General features: G+C 69.9%; 11 protein-coding genes. 7 read left to right on the forward strand and 4 right to left on the reverse strand.

Features of this window, described 5'->3' with window-relative positions; translation table 11 throughout:
- Positions 1 to 116: 116 nt before the first annotated feature.
- Positions 117 to 3548: a family 43 glycosylhydrolase gene (locus ASD56_RS01695; RefSeq protein WP_162249492.1), complete on the reverse strand. Its 3432-nt coding sequence runs from the start codon at positions 3546 to 3548 to the stop codon at positions 117 to 119.
- Positions 3549 to 3965: 417 nt separating this feature from the next.
- Here ASD56_RS01695 and ASD56_RS01700 point away from each other — a divergent pair, with 417 nt between their 5' ends.
- Positions 3966 to 6887, forward strand: coding sequence for an immunoglobulin-like domain-containing protein (locus tag ASD56_RS01700; protein WP_055960525.1), 2922 nt, complete (start codon positions 3966 to 3968; stop codon positions 6885 to 6887).
- Positions 6888 to 7372: 485 nt separating this feature from the next.
- On the opposite strand, the gene ASD56_RS01705 is transcribed toward ASD56_RS01700, so the two are convergent.
- On the reverse strand, positions 7373 to 9364 hold the full coding sequence (locus ASD56_RS01705; RefSeq protein WP_055960527.1) for an OmpL47-type beta-barrel domain-containing protein: 1992 nt from the start codon (positions 9362 to 9364) through the stop codon (positions 7373 to 7375).
- A gap of 1 nt (position 9365) precedes the next feature.
- Complete coding sequence (locus tag ASD56_RS01710) at positions 9366 to 11672, reverse strand: glycoside hydrolase family 127 protein (protein ID WP_082541169.1); 2307 nt, start codon at positions 11670 to 11672, stop codon at positions 9366 to 9368.
- 263 nt (positions 11673 to 11935) lie between these two features.
- On the opposite strand from ASD56_RS01710, the gene ASD56_RS01715 reads away from it, so the two are divergent.
- Positions 11936 to 12784 carry an NAD-dependent epimerase/dehydratase family protein gene (locus ASD56_RS01715; protein WP_055960529.1) on the forward strand — a complete coding sequence of 283 codons (849 nt, stop codon included), beginning with the start codon at positions 11936 to 11938 and terminating at the stop codon, positions 12782 to 12784.
- Between the two features lie 68 nt (positions 12785 to 12852).
- Positions 12853 to 13419 (forward strand): J-domain-containing protein, encoded by a 567-nt coding sequence (locus ASD56_RS01720; RefSeq protein WP_055960530.1) that lies wholly within the window; start codon positions 12853 to 12855, stop codon positions 13417 to 13419.
- A gap of 100 nt (positions 13420 to 13519) precedes the next feature.
- On the opposite strand, the gene ASD56_RS01725 is transcribed toward ASD56_RS01720, so the two are convergent.
- On the reverse strand, positions 13520 to 14545 hold the full coding sequence (locus ASD56_RS01725; protein WP_055960533.1) for a LacI family DNA-binding transcriptional regulator: 1026 nt from the start codon (positions 14543 to 14545) through the stop codon (positions 13520 to 13522).
- A 179-nt stretch (positions 14546 to 14724) separates the two neighbouring features.
- Between ASD56_RS01725 and ASD56_RS01730 the strand changes: the two genes are divergently transcribed.
- The 4 genes from ASD56_RS01730 (at position 14725) to ASD56_RS01745 (ending at position 19849) form a co-directional block, all read left to right on the forward strand.
- Positions 14725 to 16023 carry an ABC transporter substrate-binding protein gene (locus ASD56_RS01730; protein WP_055960535.1) on the forward strand — a complete coding sequence of 433 codons (1299 nt, stop codon included), beginning with the start codon at positions 14725 to 14727 and terminating at the stop codon, positions 16021 to 16023.
- 74 nt (positions 16024 to 16097) lie between these two features.
- Positions 16098 to 17021: a carbohydrate ABC transporter permease gene (locus tag ASD56_RS01735; RefSeq protein ID WP_055960537.1), complete on the forward strand. Its 924-nt coding sequence runs from the start codon at positions 16098 to 16100 to the stop codon at positions 17019 to 17021.
- Positions 17022 to 17024: 3 nt separating this feature from the next.
- A complete protein-coding gene (locus ASD56_RS01740; protein WP_082541170.1) occupies positions 17025 to 17918 on the forward strand; it encodes a carbohydrate ABC transporter permease in 894 nt (297 codons plus the stop codon).
- The gene (locus tag ASD56_RS01745; protein ID WP_055960539.1) at positions 17915 to 19849 is read left to right on the forward strand and encodes a glycoside hydrolase family 127 protein; all 1935 of its coding nucleotides are present in this window, start codon (positions 17915 to 17917) and stop codon (positions 19847 to 19849) included. The genes ASD56_RS01740 and ASD56_RS01745 overlap by 4 nt, the downstream gene beginning before the upstream one ends.
- Positions 19850 to 19955: the final 106 nt, after the last annotated feature.

A 19955-nucleotide genomic window follows, 5' to 3' on the forward strand; every position in this document is an offset into this window, starting at 1 on the left:
GAGTCCTCTCCTGCGCAGATCTCCTCGACAGCACGGACGCGCGACAGCGCGCCGCGGGGTTCGCACACACCCGCGACGCGCGTCGCATCGACCGCTTGCGCGGCCGGGTCTACAGGTCAGCCGCAGGCCACCGCAGGGTAACCGGCAGGGATGGTCACGGTCTCGCCGCCGGCCGTGGCAGTCACCGAGATCGTGCCGGGGAGGATCGCACCCAGGCGCGTGGTGAACGAGGCCGACGCGCTCTTGCCGGCTCCGACAGTCGCGAAGGTCTTCGTGCCGTACGAGCCCGCGGCCGTCGCCGAGACCGGAACGGATTCGCCGTTGGTCACGGTGAGCACCTGCACGACCTTGCCGGCGACGCACCGCGCCGTCACGACCGCCGTGACGTCCAGAGCCGGCTCGGGCTCGGCCTCGACGGTCACCGTGACCGACACCGTGCGGTTGCCGGGGGCGACTTCCTCGTCGGCCTCCATGTCGAACACCGGCAGGCCGTCGGCGGCCCAGTGGACGCGGCGGACGAACATGTCACGTCCGCTCAGTCCGTCGTGGTCGGTGCGCGCGTGGAAGACGTAGAGCAGGTTGTCGTCCTCGTCGTGCGACCACATGCCGTGACCGGTTCCCAGCTGCCAGGAGCCGTTGAAGACGCCGGACTTCTGGATGGGGTAGTTCAGCTTGGACCACGCTGCCGGATCGGTGAGGTCGGCGCCCGCGCCGGCCGTGGCGGTCGCCAGGCCCGTCGTGTAGCTGTCGCCGACCGTCGAGCCCGAGTAGATCAGGTACAGCACTCCGTCGTGGGCGAACACGTTCGGCCCCTCGGCGATCGTGTTGTCCCACGCGTACTCCGGAGCGAGGATGCGGACCGGCTCGGAGGTCAGCCGCGTCGGGTTCGCCGGATCCATCTTCGCGATGAAGAGCGAGCCGAGCATCTGCCAGATGTAGTACGACTGGCCGGAGTCCTCGAGGTAGGTCATGTCGAGCGAGATGCCCTGCACCGTGTTCAGTGCGCCGCCTCCGGAGCGCAGCACCTTCTGCGGCTTGCTCCAGTTCGCCGGGACGGCCGGATCCAGGTCGTTGCCCGCGGCATCCTGCTGCAGCTGCATGATGCTGGCGCGGCCGGTCCACATGTCGGGCTGCCCGTTGGCGCCGTTGTAGCAGGGCATGAAGAGAATCGACAGCTTCCCGCCGATGACGTGGTACTCAGGAGCCCAGAAGCACCCCGTCATGACGCCGCCGTCGGCATCCGTGTCGCCGCGGCGAAGCAGGTCGATCTCGACGTTGCGGCCGGCGTCGATCGCCTCGTCCGAGAGGTCCTCGATGCTGTCCGCGATGCGGATCGGCATGTGCCCGCCGCCCTGCGGGTTGATGTTGCCGCCGTAGATGTCCTCCGTGGCGATCATCAGGAACTTCTCCTGGCCGTTCCAGTCGTACCGGAACACGGACGGGTCGGCGCGCTCGTCGGCGAACGGCGTCGCGTACTCCGTCTGCTTCACCGTGCCGGTGACCTCATAGGTGCCGGGGGTGGAGGTGTCGACCGCGTCGACGGATGCCGCATCCCAAGCGATCGCCCGTGAGGCGTCCGAGCCGTCGTCGTACGACAGCCCGGCGCGCTGCGGCAGGTCGGCGGCGCTGAACTCGGCGCCCTCCTCGACGGTGACCGCGTCGAGCTCGGCAAGGCCGGTGTTCGCGATGCGTCCGAAGCGGACCTGCAGTGCGTCGACGGTGGCGGCGTCGACCGGAAGCGCGTTGCCGGTCGCGTAGTTCGGGATGCCGCTGCCGGCTGCGCCCGCGGTGGCCGCGATCGTGCCGCGCTGGGCGGTCGTCCGGCCCGCGCCGGTGGCGAGGTCGGTGAACGTCGTGTACATCGCAGCCCCCGCATCGGAGGTCCACGTGACGACGTAGCGATCGGAGGCGGTGTCGTACACCGCGGCCGGCTGGTTCACGCCGCTGGTGACCCCGAGGTCGATCATGCCGACCTCCTCGTACGAGCGCAGGTCCGCGCTGCGGGCGAAGAGGACCCGTGCGCTCTGCGTGCCGTCGGCGGCGCCGCCGCGCGCGGTGCGGGTCGCCACGACCCCGAACCCGCCGTCGGCGAGGCGGAAGAGGTGCGGATCCTTCAGGCTCCGGATGATGCCCTCGCTCGTGCCGTTGGCAGGCGGGGGCGTCGAGGTCTTGGCGAAGAAGATGCCGTAGTTCTCGTTCAGCGGGGTCCAGCCGTCGCCGTCCTCGAGCGCGAGGTGCATGCTGAGCGCGACGTCGGCGTTGTTCGCCTCGGTGACCGAGGTGGGAACGCGGTTGTAGGCCAGCAGCTGCGACGTGGTCGCCGCCGGAAGAACGCGCACGTCGAAGGTGCGGTCGACGGTGGCGCCTGTCGACTCGTCGGTGACCCGGACGGTGATCACGGCATCCGTCGCCTCGTCGGACTCCGAGACGATCGTGCCGTCCGCGGTCACGCCCGCGCTGACCGACGTGACCGCGACCGTCGCACCGTTCGGTGCGTCAGGAAGGGCGGTGCCCGATTCCACTACCGACGGGATGACGAAGCGACCGGCCAGGCGCTCCGCGCGCTGCTGCGCGGTCTCCGTCGAGGCCAGGACGGTGACGGTGATGGTCTTGCTCGCCGAGACGCCGCGGATCGAAGCGGTCGCGGTCAGCTGGGCCTGGGCAGCGGGCTCGCCGGCGAGCGGCGGCGCGACGGTGCCGTCCGCGGCCACGACGGCAGGGTCGCTCGAGGTCCAGGTCACCCGTCCGCCCGCGGTCGGCAGGTCGAGGTCGGAGCTGGTCTCGCGGTCGACGAGGCCGAGCCCGTCGACGATGGCCTGGGCCTGCGCCTGGAGCTCGGCGGCGTGCGCCTGCGCGTCGGCGGCCGAGACCTCGGCGACCTCGGCGGCCGAGAGCGCCCGGTCGTACACGCGGAAGGCCGAGACGGCGCCCTGGAAGAGCGGATCCGGCCAGGGGGCACGACCGATCGTGTTGAGGGACTGGTCGACGACGTCGGCGGGGGTCGCGGCGACCGAGCCCTGAGCGACGCGCACGCCGTCGATGTACAGCGAGGCCGTGCCCGTCGCGCCGTCCACCACCGAGGTGACGTTGACCCACTGGTTCGCGGTCACGCCGCAGGATCCCGACTGGACGAGCTGCTCGATGCCGCCGGCCTTGATACCGACCAGGGGCGAACGGCCCGAGCCGCAGTTGAGCGAGGCGAAGAAGTACTCGGTGGCCGAGGACTCGTTGCCGATGTTCCAGAGGAAGTGGAAGCCGTTCAGCATCGCGGCCGACGCCTTGACCTCGGCGACGACGGTGGCCGACTCCGCTCCGGACAGGATGTTGTCGGGCAGCTCGACCCAGTTGCCGGTCGACGTCTTCGCGCCGCCTCGCAGGGTGAGGGAGGATCCGGTCCAGTCGGCGGCCTGCACGTTGCGCACGGTCGCAGCCCCGAGGGCGGCATCCGGAGCGGTGTTGGGCACCGACGACCCGGTCGTCTCGTCGAATAGATACTCGGCGACGAGGCCGCCGGCAGGCACCTCGGCCACCGCGGGCGCCACGCCCATGCCGAGGACCATCGCTCCGGCGGCGGTGAGGACAAGGGCGCTTCTGCGAGCGCGTGAAGACAGACTCATTTCCACTCTCCGTCAAGTGACTGAACGTCATCGAACAGGCTGTTATCGCTCACATTAGCCGGAACGCGATGAGATTCACCAGTCGGAAATGAATCGTTCTTCGGGCGCGGCCGCGTGAGACCGCTCCCGCGCTGTTACCGATAACCCTTTTCTCTTGACAGTGGTCCGCCGACCGATCTACCGTGGGCGGACCGGTGAGTGTTTCCGGTAACACCAAGAGTCCGCAGACCGCACCAGCGCGGTCGCAAAGATTGCGCGATGACGCACAACGAGTCTGCCGAGACGGCGACGTCCACGGCCTGGGGTTCCTCGCATCGCCGCAGTCGACGAACAGCGAGGAAGCAGAGCGTGACAACGCGCACCCGATCCCGAATCCTGGCACGAGGTGGAGCGGTCGCCACCGCGATCGCCCTGGCCCTCACCGGAGCCGTCGCGCCGACGGCGGCCCACGCCGCCATCAGCGCAACGCCTCTCATCCACTACACCTTCGACGCGCCCGCGGGCACGACGATCACCGACTCGAGCGGCAACGGGCACGACGGCACGCTGCGTCAGAGCGGCGGCAGCGTTGCCGACGGCAGCCTCTCGCTGCCCGGCGGCGCGCGTGGCACCGCCGCGTACGTCGAGATCCCGACCGCGCCTCTCGTGGGCAAGAAGGACCTCACCATCTCGACGTGGCTCACGCCGCGATCCGGGCCCGGCAACACCGCCGCGGCATTCATCGGCGCGCCCGTCGCGTCGGGGGCCTCATTCTCGTCGGGCTACTGGCTGCTCAACCCCGCCAATCCGAGCGGCTACGTGAAGTCCGTCGTGACCAACGCCACCAATGCGGGTGCGCCGTGGAGCACCGAGGTCGGCGCGGGCGGAACGAACTCCGCCACGACCGGCGCCCGGACCCCGGCGGGACTCAGCCTCTACACGACGGTCATCGACGGCACGACCGGCCAGCTGCGCGTGTACATCAACGGCGCCCGCATCACGCAGACCGCGATCGTGCGGGATGTCGCGTCCTTCGGTTCCAGCCTTGTGGCGAGCCTCGGCCGCTCCACCTACAACGACACCAGCTGGAACGGTCTCGTCGACGACTTCGCGGTCTACGGGCAGGCGCTGACGGACGCCGACGTGCAGTCCCTCTACAGCTCGCAGGCGCTCGACCGCGCCGTCGCCGCCGTCTCGGTTCCCCAGACGGCCACGGCCGACTTCACCGTTCCGCTCACCAGCGCAGGAGTCGCAGTGGCATGGAGCTCGGACAGCCCCGCGATCGCGCTGAACGGGGGGACGGCCGACGTCACTCGCCCGGCCGCGGGCTCCGGCGACGCGAACGTGATCCTCACGGCCACCTTCACGGTGGGCAGCGAGACGCGGACGCAGACGTACGGTGTCCTGGTGCCCCAGGAGATCCCCGACGCCGAGAAGGTCGCTCAGGACCTCGCAGCCATCGAGATCCGGAACCTCGACAACATCCGCAGCAACTTCTCGGTACCCGCCGCGGGAGCGCAGGGTTCGTCGATCGAGTGGACCATCACGTCCGGTGCCGCGGGCGCCACGCTGCGTGACGGCGTGCGGGCTGACTCCCGCACGGTCGAGGTGCAGCGCCCGGCCGCCGGCTCGGAGGAGATCGTCGTCGAGCTCACCGCCACGGCCGTGAACGGCAGCGCTTCGGCCAGCCGCACCTTCACGGCGCGGATCCAGCCGATGCCGGGCGGCACCGACAAGACCGAGGCGTACTTCTGGACGTTCTTCACCGGCGAAGGTCAGGGCGCCGAGCGCGTCAGCATCGCCGCTTCGAAGGGCAACGACGCGCTCAGCTGGAACACCCTCAACGGGGGTCAGCCGATCTTCACGTCGACGGTCGGCACGGAGGGCCTGCGCGACCCGTTCATCATCCGCGCACCCGAAGGCGACCGGTTCTACATGATCGCCACCGACCTCAAGGTCGCGGGCCTGGCGGGTGGGTTCACCACCGCGCAGATCTCCGGCTCGAAGTACATCGAGGTGTGGGAGTCGGACGACCTGGTCACCTGGTCGGAGCAGCGCCACGTGAAGGTCTCCACCGACTTCGCCGGCAACACGTGGGCGCCGGAGGCGTACTGGGACGAGGAGCTCGACACGTTCGTCGTGTTCTGGGCCTCGAACCTCTACCCGACGACGAACACCGCGGACCGCACGGGTGTGACCTACAACCGCATGATGTACGCGACCACCGACGACTTCGTCACCTTCTCGGAGGCGAAGATCTGGACCGACGTCCAGCGCGGCACCGGCCGGGGCATGATCGACTCGACCGTCGCGAAGGTGGACGGCGTCTACCACCGCTTCACCAAGGACGAGGCGAGCATGACGATCCGTCACGAGAAGTCGACGGACCTGCTCGCGACGATCACCGGCACCCTTCCCGGCACGACCGGCGCGGCGGACCAGTGGACGCTCGTCAAGGATCGGGTCGCCAGCGGCCTGCCCAACGGTGAGCCCGGTGGCACGTACTCGAGCGGTGAGGGCGCGAACATCTTCGCGGCCAACGAGGGCGACGTGAACGGCCTCGACTGGTTCCTCTTCATCGACCAGCCGGACTACCACGGCGGACCGAACCACTACGTGCCGTTCGGGACGAACAACCTGAACGACGGCGACGCGTGGCAGCCGCTGGCCGCCAAGCTCCGTCAGGGTCTGCCGCAGAACGCCGACGGCGGCAAGCCGCGTCACGGCACGGTGATCCCGGTCACCCGCGCCGAGTACCAGAAGGTGCTCGAGGCGTATGCGCCGAACATCGCCGTCTCCTCGGTCGCCGCGATCGACGTCACGACGACCACCGGTGTCGCACCGGGCCTGCCGCAGGCTCACCTGACCAAGGCCGACGGCTCGCAGCAGACCGTCGACGTGGTGTGGGACGACATCCCCGCGTCGGAGTACGCAACCCCGGGCACCTTCACGGTGTCGGGCATCGCTCAGGACGACTCGCGCATGCCGGTCGAGGCGACGGTGACGGTCGAGGCCGCGATCGACGTCGACGTGACCACGGACTCGCGGTGCGTCGCCGGCAAGGTCGTGCTGACCGTCAAGGTCACCAACGGCGGAACGGATGCCGCGGCGATCGAGGTGTCGACCCCGTACGGCGTGAAGTCCGCGACCGTGGCGGCCGGCAAGTCGGCGTCGTACGCGTTCACCACCCGCCTGGCTTCTATGCCGGTCGACGAGGTGAGCGTGGCCGTCACGCAGGGCGAGGGTGCCGGCACGGTGACGGCGTCCTACACGGCGCGCAACTGCGGCTGAGCCAGCCCTGAAGGAACGAGGGGCCCGTCCGATCCGTCGGACGGGCCCCTCGTCGTGCGGTGCGCCGCGGCCGCGGCATCCGTCTTCCACAGGAGAACCGATCCACAGCAGGACGAATCCCCGCGAAGTCTCCTGTTGAAGCGCGGTTCTCCTGTCTTCGCGGGCGGGTGGAGGACCGCCCGGATGGATGCCGAGGAAGCACTTCCACAGGAGAACCGACCCACAACAGGACGAATCGCCCAGAATCCTCCTGTCGAGAGCGAGACCTCCTGCAGAACCACCTGGGCCGAGGCACACTGGCCCCGCGCACACGAGCACGCGGGGCCATCGCCGGGGCGGCGGGCGCCCGCGTCGGGAATTCAGGAGACACGCGGGCGAACCGGCCCGGCACGCCGCCCACCGACCGGATCTCCTGAATTCTCCACGCCGGGGCACGCGGAACGGCCCGCGATCCGAAGATCGCGGGCCGTTCCGGAGGGGATGCCTCAGCCGCAGCTGTGCGCCGGGTACGACGCCGTTCCCTCGTAGGTCGCGTCGTCGCCGGCCGATCCCGTGACCGAGACCTCGCCCGTTCCGATCGAGACGGTGCGGGTGCTGAAGGTCGTCGAGGTCGTCCCGCCGGCATTCACCGACGCGATCGTCTTCGACCCGTAGTCCGACGAGATCGTGACCTCGGCCGCGACGTCGTCGGCGTTGCGCACCGACACGACGAGGTAGACCTTGCCGGCCACGCACCGCTGGGTGACGGTCGGCTGGAGGTCGAGGGTGTCGCCCGTCAGCATCGGCAGCTCCACCGTGGCGTGCGTCTCGACGTTGCCCGCGGCATCCTGTGCCTGCACGTGCACGTAGCGGGGCTCCTCGGTGAGCTGCACCGAGAAGGGCTCCTCGTACGTGGCGTACATGTTGTTCGTCTCGCCGGTCGGAGAGGCGTCGGGCCCGTCCGACCACACGGTGCGCGTGACGCCCGAGCCGGGTTCGGCGTCGGTCGGCGTCAGCGTGACGAGAGCCGAGGTGCCGTCCACGACGATCCAGTCGATGCCGGTCTCGGGGGCGATCGTGTCGACCTTGATGGTCTCGGATGCCTCACCCACCGCGTCGTCCTCGCTCGTGGCACGCGCCGCGACCGTCACCTCGCCCTGTGCCGAGACCGCGAACGGCTCGGTGTACGGGGTCCAGGTCTGGCCGTCCAGCGAGTACTCGATGGTCTCGACCGGGCTCGCCGTCTCCTCGGCGGCGATGGTCACGGTCGGGGCGGTCGTGTACCAGCCCGATCCCTGCGGTGCCGAGTCGAACTCGATCGAGACGATCGGCTCGGCCTGGCTCAGCGGCTCGACGACGAACACGGTCGCGATCGCGCCGGGCTCGTACCCGTCGACCGCGCCCTCGACATCGAAGATCGCGTCGGCCGCGGCGTACTGCCCGGGCTCGATCGCGTCCCACACCACCGGGACCCCGCTGCTCGCGGTGCCGTCGTCGTACGTGGCGACGACCGTTTCGGGCAGCACCGGCTCGACGCCGGGGGTGGTGATCGTCACGGCGTACTCGACGTCCTCGATCACCTCGGACAGGGATGCCGCGACGTGCACGGTGGCGGTCACGGACTGCCCGTCGTAGCCGGCCGGATCCCCGAGCACCTCGAAGCTTCCGGCACCGGCATAGCTGGATGCCGCGACTGGCGCCCACTCCACGTCGACGTAGCGCAGCGGTCCGTTCTCGCCGATCACCCACAGGCGCTCGGGAAGGTCCGGGGCGGTTCCGGCGACCGTGCGGACCGCGACCCGCTCGGAGTCGATGAACGCGTTGGGGTCCTCGGGCTCGGGCTCTTCGATCGGGGCGTTGACTCCCCAGACCTCCCACTCGATGACGCTCGTCGCCTTGCGCTGGCCTGAGAACACCACGCGATCCAGCACCAGCCGGACGGCCGTGGTCGTCACGGGGTCGAACGTCGCCTGCACCGCGGGCTGCGACGTGACCGGGGCGGCCTCGTTCAGCACCGGCAGCGGATACGTCAGGCCGGCGCCGGTGACCGGAGCCCACTCGCCGGCGGCGTTGCGATACTCGATCTTCCACGCCGACGGGATCATGACGCCCGAGTCCCCGCCGGGGGTGAGGTGGTTCTGCCACAGAAAGAGCTTGGACGAGCTCACCGTCACCGCTCGCTCCCACGTGTAGGTCGCGATGTCCTGGGTCGGGCTGCCCGGAGCGCCCCACGTCCCCCACATCGCCGACAGCGTGTTGGTCGGAGCCGAGGCGCCGTTGTTCAGCGCGGCGGCCGAGTTCCAGCCCGGCACGTAGCTCACCTCGACCGTGGGCGGGTTCTCACCCGCGGCGAGCGCGACGTTGAACGGATCCTCCGCCGCCGTCGCGGGCGCAGCGACAGCGGCCGCGCCCACGAGGGCCAGCGTCACCGCGATCGCGAGCGCCATCCTCCGCACACCGGCCCGTCGAGCACCGATCGCTTGCGTGATCGTCGTCATGTCAGTTGCCCCCGTCGATCGGCGCCTGTCCTGCCGCGAGCAGGATCTTCTGTCGATTGCGGGCTGTCAGCAGCCCATCCGCCACGTAGGAGGCCGTCACCGAGCCGACGGCGCCCAGGAACGCCGATCTGCTCGCGAACGGCGCCTGCTCCCAGATGTCGTCGAGCAGCGTCGAGCCCGACCGGCGGGGGTTGGCCACACCGGCGTCGCGACCGGCGAAGGTCACCGTGGGCTCGTTGCGCTGGAAGTACATGTGGTACGCGACATCCCGTCCGTTGTAGGCCGGTTCGAAGCTCAGGCTGCCGACCGTGAACACGTTCGAGGCCGTCTTGGAGATGCCGCGGCTCACGCCGCCGGTGAGGTCGAGGCGATCGGCCAGCGACACCTTGAGGTAGCTCGTCGCGGAGCTGGTCGCCGTCAGCACGACCGGGCCGTACATCAGCGTCTGGATGTCGGCGCGGTCCGGAGCGGCCTCGACGCGCACGGCCAGCGGGATGCGGACCGTGAACGTGTCGCCGACGGCCCAGGCGCGGTCGATCGTCGCGTAGGTGCCCGGCTCGGCCGCGACGCCCGCGGGGGCGCCGTTGACCTGGATCTCGACTCCCGACGACCACGCGGGCACGCGCAGGTGCACGGTGAGCGGACCCGACGGCGCCGCCTTGACGGTCAGCGTCGAGGTCTCACCCTCGGGGTACGACGACGTCTGTTCCAGCTCGAGCCCCGTCTCCTCCCACGTGAGCGTCGAGGCGATGTAGAGGTTGACGTACAGCTCGCTCTGGTCGGCGGACCGGAAGTAGATGCCCTCCTGGTACTTGACGTGGCTCTCTAGGCCGGTGCCGCCGCAGCAGGTGCCGATGTTGCCGTTGCCGTACTCCTTGCGGGCACCGGGGTGGACCGGGAACATGTACAGGTTCTCCGGACCGCTGGTCGACTCCTGGTTGCGGCGTCCGCCGAGGATGTGATTCAGCACCGTGCGCTCGTAGTAGTCCATGTACTTCGGGTCCTGCTCGTTGAAGAACAGGTAGCTCGCGACCTTGAGCATGTTGTACGCCGCGCACGACTCGGCGTTGCGGGGTCCGATGTCTCCCGCGACCGCGCCTGCCGGACCCCACAGCTCGCCCTCGCCGGTGCCGCCGTGGGCGTACGACCGCCCGGGCACGACCATGTCGTAGAAGCCCTTGGTCGCGTCGAGGTAGTGGGCGTCGCCCGTCTCGGCGGCGAGCTTCACGTAGCCCGGGAACTGCGGGATGTGCTGGTTGGCGTGCTTGCCGTTGAGCGTGTCGGTGCCCGCGGCGCACGCGTCGACGAGTGTGTGCAGCGTGAACAGCTTCGCCGCCTCGAGGAATTCCGCCTTCTGCGGGTCTGCGGAGCGCCAGTAGAGCTCGACGAGCACTTCGTTCATGCCGCCGTATTCGCCGGCGATGTACGACCCCCACATCCGTGCCAGCTGCGCGGGCGTGCATTTCGACAGTCGGCTGAAGACCCAGTGGCCGATGCCCTCGGCGAGAGCGAGCGCCTGGTCGTTGCCGGCGAGGGCGTGGGCGTCGAGCAGCCCCGCGAGGATCTTGTGCAGCGTGTAGTACGGCGCCCAGATCTCGCCGTAAGGGGCGAACTCCTCGAGGGCCGAGAACTGCCACTCGCCGTAGGCCGACAGGAAGCCGGGGTGCGAGTAGCGCGGTGCGCCGTTGAACTCCTGGGCGGCGAGAGCCGCCCGGCACTCCTCGAGCCCGGTCACGATCGCGTTCACCTTGTTGAGCAGCGCGAGCTCGCCCGTCGCCGCGTAGGCCATCGAGATGCCGCTGAGGAAGTGGCCGCCGTAGTGGCCGCGCAGGCAGCCGCCGGCGCCCGCGGTGTTCTGGCCGCGGGTGTACTCGGCCGGACCCCAGCGCTGCGCGTCGGGGTTGGAGCCGTACTCCTCCCAGCCGCCGGGAGGCGTGGCGCCCTTGGTGTCGAGACCGGCGTTGCGGCGGAACACCGCGAGGATCTTGTCGACGTTGTAGGCGCGGTAGAGCAAGAGGTGCTGGTTCAGCGCGCGGGTGAAGACGCTCTGCCCGAGCTTCACCGAGGTCAGCGGGAACGGCCGGACGCTCCACGCGTCGGGATACACCAGCGTCTGGCCAGCACGCACGACCTGTGCCGAGCGGGCGATGCCGGCGGCGCGGAAGGGCGCCGCGTTCGCTGTCGAGGCGGCCGCTCTGGCCTGCGTGGGGTCGAGGAGCGCGACGGCGGCGGCCATGCCGGCGAGCGCGATCCCTCCACCCACGACGATCTTGCGTCGTGAGATCCCGGTGTCGATTTCGGGGGTCATCGTTGTTCCTCTCGATGGACGGATAGGACGGACGGGGTCGACGGATGCCGCGGCGCAGGGTCCTCGGACGGCCCGGCGCGAGCGGGCCGCAGGTCGCGGGAAGGTCTCGATCGTGGACCTCCTCGTGCACGACATCGGCGCGTCCCCGAAAGCGGTTTCGGAGGCGCGAACTTAACGGTAGCGCTAACAGTTACCGGAAACAATCCTGTGTTTCCGAAACGGTTTTCCGTCCTCGGGCCGTCGCGGCGTGCCAACCTGGATCCATGCGCATCGCTCTCACCGGGTCCACCGGCAAGCTCGGAACCGTCGTCGCCCGCGAACTCCGGGAGGCCGGCTACGACGTCGTCGGCATGGACGTGGTCGGCACCCGCGGCCCCTCATTCGTGCAGGTCGACCTCACCGACTACGGACAGGTCATCGATGCCTTCGGAGGCGTCGGCGACCGTCACGACGGGATCGACGCGGTGGTGCATCTCGGTGCGATCCCGGCGCCGGGCATCCGCAGCGACGTGGCCACCTTCCACAACAACATGGCCGCGACGTTCAACGTGTTCTGGGCCGCCGTGCGTCTCGGCATCCGTCGCATCGTCTACGCGTCGAGCGAGACGGTGCAGGGCTTGCCCTTCGACTCGGCGCCGCCGTACATCCCGGTCGACGAGGAATACCCGCCGCGACCCGAGTCGGTGTACTCGCTCGTGAAGACCCTCGAGGAGCAGCTCGCCGTCGAACTGGTGCGCTGGCACCCGGACCTGTCGATCACGGCGCTGCGGTTCTCGAACGTGATGAACCCCGAGGACTACGCCGAGTTCCCGTCGTTCGACGCTGACGCACGACTGCGCAAGTGGAACCTGTGGGGCTACATCGACGGCCGCGACGGCGCGCAGGCGGTGCGGCGGGCGCTCGAGGTCGCACCCGCCGGCTTCGATCAGTTCATCATCGCCGCGGCCGACACGGTGATGAGCCGCCCTAATGCCGAGCTGATCGCCGAAGTCTTCCCGGGCGTTCCGGTGACCGCCGGGGTAAGCGACCACGAGACGCTGCTGTCGATCGACAAGGCCCGGCGTCTGCTCGGCTTCGCGCCGCAGCATTCCTGGCGCGACCACGTGGGCTGAGCGCGGGGTTCGCAGACCCGGTTCCGTCGTAGGCTCGAAGCGGACCCTCGGCCCCCGGGAGGTGTGCGATGACCGAAGATCCGCGGGTGACTGCCGCCCGCTACCGCCAGGAGCGAGACGATCCGGATGCCGCGCCCTCCGAGGCCGAGACCGAACGGGCCGCCGCCGCCAACGCAGTGGACCGCGAGGCCTACGTCGAGACCGCGATCCAGCAGGCAATCCGGCGCGGTGAGTTCGACGACCTGCCCGGCGCGGGCAAGCCGATCCCCGGCCTCGGCGAGAGCCACGACCCGGACTGGTGGATCCGTCGCAAGATCGAGCGCGAGCAGTTGAGCGGCCTCGGGCCTCCCGCCCTCCGGCTGCGCGTCGAGGCGGCCGAGCTCGAGGACCGGCTCGACGCCTTCTCGCTGGAATCCGACGCGCGGGTCGAGCTCGAGGACTTCAACCGCCGCGTGATCGAGGCGCGCCGGCAGCTGCAGGGCGGTCCGCCCGTCGTGACACCGACCCGGGATGTCGAGGCCGACGTGTCCGCGTGGAGACAGCGCCGCGAGGAGCGCCTGCGGGCGGCATCCGTCGACGAGGAATCCACCGGTTCGCGAGCCTCCCGCCGCCGCTGGTGGCGACGACAAGCCTGACCAGCGACCTCTGCCTCGCCGAGTTGCCGGTCGACGTCGTTCTCACGGCCCCGAGCCCGCCTCGAGCGGCAACTCGCCGCGTGGCTCAGCGCCGCGTGGCTCAGCGCCGGGGGATCGTCGAGCCCCGGATGACCAGTCGCACGGGCGAATGGTGCTCGCCGCTGCCGATGTCGACGCCGTCGATCGCGTCGAACACCCGCTGCGCGGCCTGGCGCCCGAGCATCTGCAGATTGGCGTCGATGCTCGTGAGCTCAGGGCGCGAGTTGGTCGCGAGGACTTCCCAGTTGTCGTACCCGATGATCGCGAGGTCGTCGGGAACGACCCGGCCGAGGTCGCGCGCGGTGTCGAGCGCGCCGCGGGCGATCTGGTCCGAGCCGCAGAAGATCGCGTCGATGTCGGGGTGGCGCTCGAGCAGCATGGCCGCGGCATCCCTCCCCCAGTGCTCGGTCCACTCCGAGAACATCGGCTCGCCGACGAGCGAGAGCCCGGCGGCCTCGAGCCCGGCGCGGGCTCCGGCCAGGCGGTCCTGCGCGGCGGCGTAGGAGGGATCTCCGGTGATGTGGGCGACGCGGCTGCGGCCGCAGGCGAGGAGGTGCTCGACGGCGAGTCGCCCGCCGGCGTAGTTGTCGGGCGTGAGCGACAGGTCGCGCGGGTCGTCGGAGGGGGCGTAGGCGTAGACCACGGGCACGGGCAGCTCCTGTCCGAGCGACGGACGCGGGTCGGTCGCCCGGCCGACGACGATGATGCCATCGACCCGCCGGCTCAGGAGCGCCTTGAGGTGATGCTGCTCCCGGATGGCGTCGCCGCGCGCATCGCACAGGAACACGTTGATCTGCCCCGCCCCGAAGGCGTCCTCTGCGCCCATCAGGATCGGGATCATGAAGCGGCCCTCGAGGTCGCTCGTGAGCAGACCGACGGTCCCGGTGCGCCCGGCGAGCAGCCCCTTCGCCATCGCATTCGGCGTGAACGCGAGTTCATCGGCCGCGCGGAGCACGCGCTGGCGCGTCAGGACCGCCACGTCGTCGCGGTTGTTGAGCGCTTTCGACGCGGTGGCGATCGACACGCCTGCGCGCTTGGCCACATCGCTGAGCGTCGCGGCGCGCGACCCGATCTCGTTCGCTGTCACGTCGGCCTCCTCTGGTGCTGAAAGGTTATCGGAGAGGTCGCTTGACCTCGCGGCGATTCACACGATAACTTACCGAAAGGGGTTTCGTAGCTTTCGAACACGGGAACCCCTCACCCCCGCAGCGGTGCCGACTGGGGTCGGCGTCACCCGCTCGAAGATGAGCTGAAGGAGACTGTTCAATGATCACAACCCGACGCCGCGCGGCACTGCGCGCGGCCACAGCGTTCGTCGCGGCGGGCGCGCTCGTCGGCGGCCTGACGGCCTGCGCCGGCGGCGACGACACGCCCACCCCCGCCCAGGAGATCCCCGCCGAGGGCATCGACGACGGCTCGACGCTGACGCTGTGGACCCGCGCGCCCATGGAGCGTCAGGCCAACCTGCTCGTCGACGCCTACAACGCGTCGCATGAGAACCAGGTGGAGCTCACCGTGGTCCCCAACGACGACTACGTCGCCAAGGTCGGCGCCGCGGCCGGCTCGGACGGCCTGCCCGACCTGTTCGCCGCAGACATCGTCTACGTGCCGAACTGGGTGCAGCAGGGGCTGTTCACCGACATCACCGAGCAGATCGACGGCCTGGACTACAAGGACTCGATCAACAAGGGCCACCTCTCGGCGGGCACGTACGAAGGCAAGGAGCACGTCCTCCCCTTCGTGCTCGACCTCTCCATGCTGTTCTGGAACAAGGAGCTCTTCGCCGAGGCGGGCCTCGACCCCGAGAAGGCGCCCGAGACGCTCGCCGAGTTCGCCGATGCGGCCAAGGCCATCCAGGCGCTCGACAAGCCCGACACGTACGGCACGGCCTCCGGCCTCAACTGCGGCGGATGCCTCGTCTTCACGTGGTTCCCGTCGATCTGGGCCTCGGGCGACGAGGTCATGAACGAAGAAGGCACCGAGTCCCTGCTCGCCAGCGACACCGCGAAGGAGGTCTACTCCACGTGGAAGGACCTCTACGACGAAGGCGCAGTGCTGCCCGGCTCGGCCGAGGAGACCGGCCCCACCTGGACCGCGGCCTTCAGCGAGGGCAAGGTCGGCCTCATGCCGTTCCCGGCGACCCTGCTGTCGTCGCTCGAGTTCGACGCCGGCGTCGCGGGCCTGCCCGGTGTCGACGGCGGCGCCTCGACCTTCGTCGGAGGTGACGGCATCGGCATCTCGAAGGACTCCGAGCAGTCGCCGCAGGCGTGGAACTTCCTGCAGTGGATGATGTCGGAGGAGGCACAGGTCGACGTGCTCGCCAAGGACAACAACGCCGTCTCGCGCGATGACCTCGCCGACAACCAGTACGCCGCCGAAGACCCGCGCCTCGTGACGATCAACGAGGTCGCCGGCATGGGCGACACCCCCGTGGCCCTGCAGTTCCAGCAGGCCTTCAACGCACCCGGCAGCCCCTGGCTGACGCTCGTGCGCAACGCCGTGCTCGGCGACGACGACTCCGTCGACGCCGACAACGACGAGATCACGGCAGTACTGGCGCAGTAGCGCCGACACCCGGGGCGGCCGCCGGCCGGCGGCCGCCCCTTCTCTCCCCCGACCTCTCCGAGAAAGGCCGCGACATGGTCGTCAGTGCCCTCGCGAACACCCGCGTGCGCAACAGACGCGGGCGCAGCAGTCGCTCCGCCCTCGGCGGACCGCTGCAGGGCTGGCTCTACGCCGCCCCCACGGCGATCTTCGTCCTGCTGCTGTTCATCGTCCCGCTCGCGCTCGTCTTCCAGATGTCGGGCAGCGACTGGCCGCTCATGACCGGCAACCAGGGCCCGAACTTCCCCGAGAACTACACCGACGCCGTGAACCTCCGACTGTTCTGGGAGTCCATCCGCTTCACGCTGGTCTACACGGCGCTGACCACGGTCATCCTCATCGCCCTCGGCCTGGGCCTCGCCCTGCTCGTGCAGGAGTCCACGCGCTGGAAGGGCTTCCTGCGCACCGCGTTCCTCGTGCCGAGCGCGCTGGGCCTGGCCTCGGCATCCCTCCTCTTCTATGTTCTGTACTCGCCGATCGCCGGACCCTTCGCGGACCTCATGGCGTCGTGGGGCATCACCTTCCTCGGCACGCCCGAGGGCGCGCTCTGGTCGACGATCTTCCTCATCGTCTGGCGGTACGCCGGGTTCTACATGCTCCTCATGCTCGTCGGACTGCAGGGCATCCCCGACGACGTCTACGAGGCCGCCCGCATCGACGGCGCCTCGCGCTGGCAGACCTTCCGCGACATCACCGTCCCGCTGCTGCGCCCGACGTTCGCGCTGACCACGATCATGTGCGTGACCGGCTCCCTGCTGGCGTTCGAGCAGTTCTACATCCTCACCAAGGGCGGACCCGACAACAGCACGATGACGATCGTGCAGCTCATCTACAGCGTCGCCTTCCAGGGCCAGAACAACCTCGGCATCGCCGCGGCGCTGTCGGTGCTGGTGCTCATCGCGCTGATCGTCGTCAACGCATTCCAGCTGCGCGCGTTCCGCCGCCCCGAGGAGAGCTGAGCCATGACCCAGACACTGACGCGCACCATCGTCGCTCCGAACTCCAAGCCCACGCCGTACCGCCGTCGCCGGCACACGGCTGCGCGCATCGCGTTCGGCATCCCGTACTGGGTGTTCACCGCCGCGCTCGCCGTGATCTTCCTCTACCCGCTCATCTGGACCGGCGTCTCATCGTTCCAGCCGCTCGCGGGCACGAGCCAGACCGACGGCTGGGGCTTCGGCAACTACATCGCCCTCGCCGACTACCAGGCCGGCATCTGGGTGTACCTCGGCAACTCGCTGTTCGTATCGCTGCTGACCGTCGCGCTGACCCTGTTCATCTCGCTGCTGGGCGGCTACGCGTTCGCGCGCTTCTCGTTCCCGGGCAAGAACGTGCTGTTCCTGGTGACGTTGGCGATCCTGATGGTGCCCTACGCGACGCTGCTCATCCCGCTGTACGTGATCCTCAACGAGGTCGGCCTGCAGAACTCTCTCGTCGGGGTCGCCCTGGTCATCACGATGTTCCAGCTGCCGTTCTCGATGTTCATGATGCGGATCTCGTTCGAGTCGATCCCGCGCGAGATGGACGAAGCGGCGCTCGTGGACGGCTGCTCGAGCTTCGGCGCGCTGTGGCGCGTGCTGCTGCCGGCCGTCAAGCCCGGCCTCGTGACGGTGGGCCTGTTCGCCTTCCTCACCGCGTGGAACGACTTCATGGCGCCCCTCATCCTCATCAGCGACACCAACCGGATGACGCTGCCCCTCGCCGTCGCGAACCTCCGGGGTCAGGTGCAGGGCGTCGTCGACTACGGCGCGACCGAGGCGGGCGTGGTCGTCCTCGCCCTCCCCTGCATCGTGCTGTTCCTCATCCTGCAGCGGCACTACGTCCGCGGATTCATGTCTGGAGCGTTCAAGGGATGACCATCCACACCATCAGTCCGGCGCCCCTCGCACCGGCTGTCCCCACCCGCGGCCGCCTCCGGCCGCTCGGCCTCGGCGACGTCCGCATCACCGGCGGATTCTGGGGCGAGCGCCAGGACGTCAACGCCCGGCACACGCTGGCCCACATCGGCTCTCGTCTCGAGTCCGAGGGGTGGCTGCCCAACTTCGACCTGGCCGTCTCGGGCGGGCTGCCCGAAGGTCGGCGCGGGCGCGAGTTCTCGGACTCCGAGGTGTACAAGTACCTCGAGGCACTGGCCTGGGAGATCGGACGCTCGGACGACGACGAGCTCGAGGAGCGCTTCCGCGCCGTCGTCGCCCGCGTCGCCGCGGCGCAGGAGGAGGACGGCTACCTCAACACGAGGTTCGGCCGGCCGGGCCAGGGCGAGCGGTGGTCGGACCTCGAGTGGGGTCACGAGCTGTACTGCCTCGGCCACCTCTTCCAGGCGGCGGTCGCGCGCGAGCGCACGCGTCCGGGCTCGGATGACGGACTCCTCGGCATCGCACGCCGCGCCGCGGATCTCGTGTGCGGCGAGTTCGACGCCGATGGCCGTGACGCCATCTGCGGGCACGCCGAGATCGAGGTCGGCCTGGCGGAGCTGTCGCGCGTGACCGGCGACCGGCGCTACCTCGCCCAGGCGCGTCTGTTCATCGAGCGCCACGGCCGCGGGTCTCTGCGCGACATCGAGTGGGGCCGCAAGTACTTCCAGGACGACCAGCCCGTGCGCGAGGCGCGCGTGCTGCGCGGTCACGCCGTGCGGGCGAACTACCTGGCGGCGGGCGCGGTGGACGTCGCGGTCGACACCGGCGACGCCGAGCTGCTGAAGGCGCTGCGCCGCCAGTGGGAGCGCACCGTCGCGCGTCGCACGTACATCACGGGCGGACAGGGATCCCATCACCAGGACGAGGCCTTCGGCGACGACTGGGAGCTCCCGCCGGACCGCGCCTACTCCGAGACCTGCGCCGGCATCGGCTCGATCATGTTCTCGTGGCGGCTGCTGCTCTCCGGTGCCGACCCCCGGTACGCCGACCTGATCGAGCGGACGCTGTACAACGTGCTGGCGACCTCGCCCGCGCCCGATGGACGCTCCTTCTACTACGCCAACACGCTGCACCAGCGGGTGCCCGGCACGCCGGCCGACCCCGACGGCACGTCGCCGCGGGCATCGTCGTCGCTGCGCGCGCCGTGGTTCGAGGTGTCGTGCTGCCCGCCGAACGTCGCGCGCACCCTCGCGAGCCTCGACGCCTACGTGGCCACGACCGACGGCGAGGGCATCCAGCTGCATCAGTACGCGCCGTCGTCGATCCGGACGGTGCTCGACGACGGGCGCGAAGTCGCCTTCGACGTCGAGACGAACTACCCCGCCGACGGCCGGGTGACGATCACCCACACCGGCGATGCCGACAAGGCGTGGACGCTGAGCGTGCGCGTCCCGGCGTGGGCCGAGGGTGCCACCCTGCGGATCGTGACGGCGGACTTCGTGCAGCAGCGTCCGGTCGAGCCCGGGGTGGTCGACATCCGGCACGCCTTCCGCGCCGGCGACGTCGTGCAGCTCGACCTGCCGGTCACGCCGCGGATGTCGCAGCCCGACCCGCGCATCGACGCCGTCCGCGGCTGCGTGGCCGTCGAGCGCGGTCCGGAGGTGCTCGCCCTGGAGTCGGTCGACCTGACCTCGCTCCGCGTCGAAGACGTCGGCCGGGTCGCGATCGTACCCGGCACGGCGCCGGTCGAGCGCGACGGACGGGTGTGGGTGAGCGTCACGCGGCTGCCCGTCGGCGAGGGCCGCTGGCCCTATGGCGAGGAGCCGCAGAGCGCGCAGACGGAGCCGGTCGAAGTGGCGCTGGTGCCGTACCACGACTGGGCTCAGCGCGGTCCGTCGACCATGCGCGTGTGGATTCCGCTGGCGCCCTGACCCCCGCCCAGCCTCCGGCCAGGTGCCCCCGGTAGAGTAGGGGCACCATCCCGGATGTGTATCTACCTGGCCCGCTGCGGACCAAGGCGGCACGACGTGCCGCAGA

It is taken from the genome of Microbacterium sp. Root166, assembly GCF_001427145.1.
In the GTDB taxonomy this organism is placed as follows: domain Bacteria; phylum Actinomycetota; class Actinomycetes; order Actinomycetales; family Microbacteriaceae; genus Microbacterium.

Excerpts from the sequence above, each read along its gene's own strand:
- ASD56_RS01695 (WP_162249492.1), bottom strand. The coding sequence starts at position 3,548 with ATGGGCGTGGCGCCCGCGGTGGCCGAGGTGCCTGCCGGCGGCCTCGTC.
- ASD56_RS01705 (WP_055960527.1), bottom strand. The coding sequence starts at position 9,364 with ATGACGACGATCACGCAAGCGATCGGTGCTCGACGGGCCGGTGTGCGG.
- ASD56_RS01710 (WP_082541169.1), bottom strand. The coding sequence starts at position 11,672 with ATGACCCCCGAAATCGACACCGGGATCTCACGACGCAAGATCGTCGTG.
- ASD56_RS01715 (WP_055960529.1), top strand. The coding sequence starts at position 11,936 with ATGCGCATCGCTCTCACCGGGTCCACCGGCAAGCTCGGAACCGTCGTC.
- ASD56_RS01720 (WP_055960530.1), top strand. The coding sequence starts at position 12,853 with ATGACCGAAGATCCGCGGGTGACTGCCGCCCGCTACCGCCAGGAGCGA.
- ASD56_RS01730 (WP_055960535.1), top strand. The coding sequence starts at position 14,725 with ATGATCACAACCCGACGCCGCGCGGCACTGCGCGCGGCCACAGCGTTC.
- ASD56_RS01735 (WP_055960537.1), top strand. The coding sequence starts at position 16,098 with ATGGTCGTCAGTGCCCTCGCGAACACCCGCGTGCGCAACAGACGCGGG.
- ASD56_RS01740 (WP_082541170.1), top strand. The coding sequence starts at position 17,025 with ATGACCCAGACACTGACGCGCACCATCGTCGCTCCGAACTCCAAGCCC.
- ASD56_RS01745 (WP_055960539.1), top strand. The coding sequence starts at position 17,915 with ATGACCATCCACACCATCAGTCCGGCGCCCCTCGCACCGGCTGTCCCC.